At 68.0% G+C, this 6659-nt stretch carries 7 protein-coding genes; all 7 read right to left on the bottom strand.

Features of this window, described 5'->3' with window-relative positions:
- Positions 1-1348 (bottom strand): solute symporter family protein (locus ACRDPS_RS16000; RefSeq protein WP_431502646.1); only part of this gene is annotated, 1348 nt, incomplete at its 3' end.
- On the bottom strand, positions 1348-1698 hold the full coding sequence (locus ACRDPS_RS15995) for a DUF485 domain-containing protein (protein WP_431502645.1): 351 nt from the start codon (positions 1696-1698) through the stop codon (positions 1348-1350). The genes ACRDPS_RS15995 and ACRDPS_RS16000, both read right to left, overlap by 1 nt.
- A 198-nt stretch (positions 1699-1896) precedes the next feature.
- Entirely contained in the window at positions 1897-3156 is a 1260-nt protein-coding gene (locus ACRDPS_RS15990; RefSeq protein WP_431502644.1) for an ATP-binding protein, read from the bottom strand.
- A gap of 95 nt (positions 3157-3251) precedes the next feature.
- Complete coding sequence (locus ACRDPS_RS15985; protein ID WP_431502643.1) at positions 3252-4778, bottom strand: cation acetate symporter; 1527 nt, start codon at positions 4776-4778, stop codon at positions 3252-3254.
- The gene (locus ACRDPS_RS15980) at positions 4775-5179 is read right to left on the bottom strand and encodes a hypothetical protein (RefSeq protein WP_431502642.1); all 405 of its coding nucleotides are present in this window, start codon (positions 5177-5179) and stop codon (positions 4775-4777) included. Before ACRDPS_RS15980 ends, ACRDPS_RS15985 begins: the two co-directional genes overlap by 4 nt.
- A gap of 29 nt (positions 5180-5208) precedes the next feature.
- Positions 5209-6009 (bottom strand): LytR/AlgR family response regulator transcription factor, encoded by an 801-nt coding sequence (locus tag ACRDPS_RS15975; RefSeq protein WP_431502641.1) that lies wholly within the window; start codon positions 6007-6009, stop codon positions 5209-5211.
- Positions 6006-6659 (bottom strand): sensor histidine kinase (locus tag ACRDPS_RS15970; protein WP_431502640.1); only part of this gene is annotated, 654 nt, incomplete at its 5' end. The genes ACRDPS_RS15970 and ACRDPS_RS15975, both read right to left, overlap by 4 nt.

Raw genomic sequence — 6659 nt, 5'->3', positions numbered from 1 at the left:
GTCCGCCGTAGATGCTCCACACCGCCCCGCGGGTGCTGAAACGGCGCCAGAACAGGTTGTAGAGCAACGCCGGTAGGTTCGCGGAGGCCGCGACCGCGAAGGCCAGGGCCACCAGGAACGCGATGTTCAGCGACTGCGCCGGGATCGCCAGCAGGATCGCGACCAGGCCGATGCCCGCCGCGGCCCAGCGGGAGACCTTCATCTCCTCCTTCTCGCTCGCCTTGCCGCGCTTGATCACCGAGTTGTAGATGTCGTGGGCGACAGAGACCGACGAGGTCAACGTCAGGCCCGCGACGACGGCGAGGATCGTGGCGAAGGCGACCGCGGAGATGAGCGCGAGCAGCACGGCGCCGCCGATGGATCCTTCGCCGCCACCGACCTCCTGGGCGAGCAGTGGCGCCGCCAGGTTGCCGGCCTTGTCCATGGTGGCCGGGTCGACCAGCGCGGCCGCACCGAAGCCCAGGACCAGGGTGAACAGGTAGAAGACGCCGATAAGACCGATCGCCCACAGCACCGACTTGCGGGCATCTGCCGAGGTCGGGACGGTGTAGAAGCGGATCAGGATGTGCGGCAGGCCGGCGGTGCCGAGCACCAGAGCGAGACCCAGCGAGACGAAGTCGATCTCGCTGGTGAAGCTCAGGCCGAACTTCAGGCCGGGCTGCAGGAAGGCGTCGCCCTTGCCCGAGGCGTCGGCGGCGGAGCCGAGGAGCTCGGAGAGGTTGAAGCCGAACTGCGCGAGCACCAGGATCACGATCAGGGCCGAGCCGGTCATCAGCAGAACGGCCTTGACGATCTGGACCCAGGTAGTGCCCTTCATCCCGCCGACGGTGACGTAGAAGATCATCAGCGCGCCCACGAAGAGGATCACGATGTTCTTCACCAGCTGGTCCTCGACACCGAGCAGCAGGGCCACCAGGGCGCCCGCGCCGACCATCTGGGCCAACAGGTAGAAGATGCTGACGACCACGGTGGACGTCGCGGCGGCCATGCGCACCGGGCGCTGCTTCATCCGGTACGCCAGCTGGTCGGCCATCGTGTAGCGCCCCGAGTTTCGCAGCACCTCGGCGACCAGCAGCAGCGCCACCAGCCAGGCGACGAGGAAGCCGATCGAGTAGAGGAACCCGTCATAGCCCGAGAGGGCGATGGCGCCGGAGATGCCGAGGAACGACGCGGCCGACATGTAGTCGCCGCCGATCGCGAGCCCGTTCTGGAAGCCGGAGAAGCCGCGGCCACCGGCGTAGTAGTCGGCCGCGGTCTTCGTCTGCCGGCTCGCCCAGAAGGTGATGCCGATCGTGATCGCGACAACGGTCAGGAAGAGGACCGTGGTGAGGATCTGGCTGCCGTCCATCAGAGCTGCCTCTTCCCGATCTCGTATTCCTCGTCCAGCTTCCGCGCCAGCGGATCGAGGTGCTTGGTGGAGTAGTTGGCGTAGTAGTACGCGATGCCGAAGGTCGTCGCGAACTGCAGGAGCCCGAAGACCAGCGCGACGTTGATGTTGCCGACCAGCTTGGTGTTCATGAAGCCCTCTGCCCAGTTGGAGCAGACGACATAGAGGAGGTACCAAGCCAGGAATGCCACCGTGGCCGGAAAGACGAACTTCCGATACGCCGACCGCAGAGCGCGAAACTCCGCTGTGGCGTGCAGGCTGTCGTAGACCGGGTCGTGCCGGTGGGCTTGGTCGTGTGCTTCATCGCTCACGGTCTAACCCTTTCGTTGACGAGGCCGTCCTCCGTGGGGGTGGAGGACGGGCGACGTGTGATCGCTGTCACAGTAGGGCTCGTCCACCCCGCGCGTCGCGGGTAACACACGGTCCCTCGGTAGGCGGCGCAGTCGCGCGGCGAACGGTCGATTTCGTCCGCTGAATGGCTGGTCTGCCCGGCGTCATGCGGACGGGGGCTAGCGCGCTGTGCCCACGGGCGCCCAGAGGCTGGAGATCGGGGCGCCGTACAAGTTCTCGGCGTACCGGTAGCCGGTGGAGCCCGTGTTGAGGACGAATCCAGCAACGAGCCGGTCGCCGACGCGCTCGCGGAGCTTGGCCAAGCCCTTGAACTGAGAGGCGCTGAACGACGAGGAAGTCTTGACCTCGACCGCAATGATCCGCCCGTCAGACAGTTCGATGATGGCGTCGACCTCGGTCCCGTCGAGTTGTCGGTAGTGGAACAGCTCGAAATCCTGCTCGGACCAGGTGCGCTGCTTGAGTAGTTCGGCGTACACGAAGGCTTCGAGGAACGCGCCGAGGGCTTCGCCGTACTCGATGCGTGTCAGTTGGTCTGTGGTCACTCGGGCCAGGCGCAGCGCGAGGGCGGAGTCGTTGAGGAATGCTTTCGGGCGCCCGGTCTCCCGCTTGGAAAGGTTCGACGTCCACGGAGGGATCGTGGTCAGGAGACCGACATCGCGGAGGAGATCCAAATAGGCTGTGATCGTCGTTGCTGGGATGTCGGTTTCGTGGGCAATCCGGGCTTTGATCAGCTCGGCTGCTTGACGCCCGGCCAGGGTGCGAATGAGCGCGAGCATCCGGTCCGGCCGCACCTCGCGACGCAGGTCCGGCATGTCTCGTTCCACCAACGAGCGGACGTAGTCGTCCAAGCGGGCGTTCCGGAGCCGTGGGGACAGGGAATGGAATTCAGGAAAGCTGCCCGCACTGATGAGCGCGGCGTAGTCAGCGCGTTTGAGTGACGACCTTGTACGACTCCACTGCGGCTCCTGGAGCACCACGTTGATGAAATCGTCTGTCCGGCTGCGCATCTCTCCTTGGCTGAACCCGTACAGAGACACGTAGGCAGATCTGCCGGCAAGGCTGTCGGCGAGGCCGCGAACGCGCAACAGGGATGACGATCCGGTCAGGATGAAGCGACCGGGGCGACGATCCCGGTCGATCGACGCTTTCACTGCAAGCGTGAGATGGGGCATGCGCTGGATCTCGTCAAGGATGACGAGGCCAGGACCGGCATCGGCGATGAATCCGTCGGGGTCGAGTTCCGCGGCGGCGCGTATGGCTGCATCGTCGAATGACAAGAAGGTCGGTTCGTGGCCCTCCGAGAGGTGGAGCGCCAGCGTGCTCTTACCCACCTGGCGCGCACCTTCGATGATCAGGCTTGGTGTGTTGGACAGAAGTTCCTCAGCCCAGGCTGTGACGTTCCGTGGGACATACGACATCGTCTCAGGCTAGCTGAATCGGTAGGTTTGAGTACCTCAACTCGCAGCTTTGAGTATCCAAACTCGTAGATTTGAGGGATCAATCCATAGAAGCGTCAGCGCTGCAGCGTTTGTGCGACGGCTGGCTCGATCGTGCGCTCGGGGGTGTGGAGGCGTACGAGGAGCCGGGTGGTGTGGGTGGGGACATGGGCGGCGGAGGCGAGGCTGACGACGATCATGACGGCGAAGGAGAGCGGGACCGCCCAGAGGGCCGGCTGGGTGAGGGCGACGTCGGCCCAGGTGTCCGTACGCCACCCACTGATCGTCACGACCACGGCTGTCCCGGTGGTGACCAGGCCGGTGACCAGGCCGGTCGCGGCACCGTAGGCGGTGAGCCGGCGCCACCAGATGCCGAGGAGGAGCAGCGGGCAGAAGGTCGCGGCGGCGAGCGCGAAGGCCAGCGCGACGCCGCGGGCGACGCCGACGCTGGGGGTCAGCAGGGCGCCGGCGACCGGGACGATGACGGCGACCAGGGAGGCGATCCGGAACGCGGCGACGCCCCCGAACAGGCTGCCGCGCCGGCGCAGCAGGGGTACGACGACGTCCTGGCTGAGCACGCCGGAGACTGCGATCGCCAGGCCCGAGGAGGTCGAGAGAAAGGCGGCGAAGGCGCCCGCGCACACCAGCCCGGTGAGGGCGTCGCCCGCCCAGCCGGGGACCATCAGGCGGGGCAGCTCGAGCACCAGCGTGTCGGCGGAGGCTGGGGTGGCTGCGTACACGCGCCCCAAGAGGCCGAGGATCGGTGGCAGCAGGTAGAAGACGCCCAGGAGAGCCAGCACGACCAGGGTGGTGCGGCGGGCGGCGCGGCCGTCGGGGTTGGTGTAGAAGCGCACGCCGACGTGCGGCAGCCCCATCGTGCCCAGGAACGTCGCCGCGATCAACGAATAGGTGGCGTAGAGCCCGGTCATCCCGTCGGTGCCCAGCGGCAGGGACCAGGCCTGGCTGAGGTCGGTGCGGGGTGCGCCGTCGCTGCCCCAGACCGCGACCAGAACCCCGACCGGCACCAGCAGAGCGGTGAGCTTTAGCCAGTACTGGAAGGCCTGCACGAACGTGATCGAGCGCATCCCGCCGGAGAAGACGCTGACCAGGACGACCGTGCCGACCAGTGCGGCGCCGACCCAGCGCGGTGCTCCGGCGACCAGCTCCAGGGTCAGGCCGGCGCCCTGAAGCTGCGGGATCAGATAGAGCCAGCCGATGGTCACGACCAGGAGCGAGCAGAGTCTCCTGACGCCTGTGGAGGCGAGTCGTTCCTCGGCGAAGTCGGGCAGTGTATACGCCCCTGACCTGCGCAAAGGTGCTGCGACCAGGGTCAGCAGAACGAGATAGCCCGCGGTCCAGCCGATCGGGTACCAGAGCATCTCGGCGCCGGAGGTGAAGACCAGCCCGGCGATGCCGAGGAACGACGCGGCGGAGAGATACTCGCCGCCGATGGCGCTCGCGTTCAGGCCAGGTCGCACCGACCGGGAGGCGACGTAGAAGTCGCTCGTCGTCCGGCTGAACCGGAGTCCCCAGGTGCCGATCGTCAGCGTCGCCAGGGTGACCAGGGTGACCGCGACGATCGCCGGGGCTGAGTCGAGGGTCATGTGGCCCCGGGGCCGTTCTCGGGGCCGATCTCGTCGGAGCCGGTCTCGTTGGCGCTCAGCAGGTCGGCGTAGCTGGCTTCGTTGCGCTCCGCGCCGCGCAGATACCAGCGACCGAGGAGGAAGAGGAACGGGTAGACCAGCACCCCGAGGAGCAGCCAGGTGAGCGGGATGCCGAACGGCGCGGTCCCGGCCAGACCCGGAGCCAGCCAGAACAGGAGCGGGAGCGAGCCGACGCCGAGCAGGAGGACCGCCAGGGTGCGTACGGCGATCGAGAGCTGGGCGCGCATCAGTGAGCCGAGGTAGACCTCGCCGAGCCGGGTGTCCTCGTCGACATCGACCCGCCGGACGGCGGGGCGTCGGCGGGGCGGTCCGGTGACGCGTACGCGCTGGGGTTCAGTCATCAGGATCGGGTCGTCTCGGTCGGGTCGGCTCAGCTGCGCCGGGCGAGCAGGTCCTTGAGCTGACGGGTGTGGCGGCGGCTGACCTGTAGCTCGGTCCCGCGGGAGGAGCCACCGACCACGACCGAGCAGCGGCCTGCGTCCGAACGCACCTCGGTCACGTGGGAGAGGTTGACGAGGAGCGAGCGGTGGATGCGTACGAACCTCGCGGAGGCCCACTCCTGCTCCAGCTGGGTCAGCGGGACCCGCACCAGGTGGGACGCGTCGGCGGTGTGCAGCCGGGCGTAGTCGCCCTGCGCCTCCACATGAGTGATCTGGGAGCGCCACACGAAGCGGGTGACCCCGCCGAGCTCGACCGGGATCTGTACGTCACCACCCGGCTCCTCCTCGGGCATGCTGCCCATCAGTCGGGTGACGGTCTCGGCCAGACGCTCGGCACGCACCGGTTTGAGCACATAGTCGACCGCTCGCAGGTCGAAGGCCTGCAGCGCGTGCTCCTCGTGGGCGGTCACGAACACGACCGCGGGCGGCGTCTTGAAGCGCGCCAGCAGCCGGGCCAGCTCCAGGCCGTTGAGCCCCGGCATCTGGATGTCGAGGAACACCGCGTCCACGCTCGACTCCTGCAGCTGCTGCAGCCCGTCGGTCGCGTTCAGGCAGGTGCGCACCTCTGCCACCCGCGAGTCCTGGGTGAGCAGGTAGGAGAGCTCGTCGGCTGCCGGCGGCTCGTCGTCGACGACCAGGATCCTCAGCCGGCCGCCGGGCGCCCCCTGGCGTGCGGCGGCGTGCGAACCGGACGTGCGACCGTTCGCCGTCGTTCGCTGTCGTTCGCTCATGGATGCACTCCCGGGGCGAACTTGGGGATCCTGAGGATGACCTTCGTGCCCGCGCCGGGGGCGGTCTCGACCACCAGGCCGTAGTCGTCGCCGTAGGCGTTGCGGAGCCGGGCGTCGACGTTGCCGAGGCCGACGGAGTCGTTGCTGCCGGCGGTCGAGCCGTCCCGGGTCGTCGAGCTGTCCCGGGTGGTCGAGCCTGTCGAGACCCCGGCCAGGGCGCGGCGTACCTTCTCCGGGTCCTCGCCGGCGCCATCGTCCTCGACCTCGATCACGCACTCGGTGCCGCTGTCGGCGGCGCGGATGCAGATGTGGCCGGTCTCCGCGTCGGCCAGCCCGTGACGTACGGCATTCTCGACCAGCGGCTGCAGGCACAGGAACGGCACCGCGATCGGCAGCACCTCGGGGGCGACCGAGAGCCTGACGCTGAGCCGCTCGCCGAACCTGGCCTGCTCGAGCAGGAGGTAGCGCTCGACGGAGCGGAGCTCCTCGGCCAGGGTCGTGTATTCGCCGTGGGTCCGGAAGGAGTAGCGGGTGAAGTCGGCGAACTCCAGGAGCAGCTCGCGCGCGCGCTCGGGATCGGTGCGTACGAAGCTGGCGATCGCCCCGAGGGAGTTGTAGATGAAGTGCGGGCTGATCTGGGCCCGCAGCGC

This window comes from Nocardioides sp., assembly GCF_050699375.1.
Taxonomy (GTDB): Bacteria; Actinomycetota; Actinomycetes; order Propionibacteriales; family Nocardioidaceae; genus Nocardioides.
This window is presented reverse-complemented; position numbering and strand designations above follow the sequence as displayed.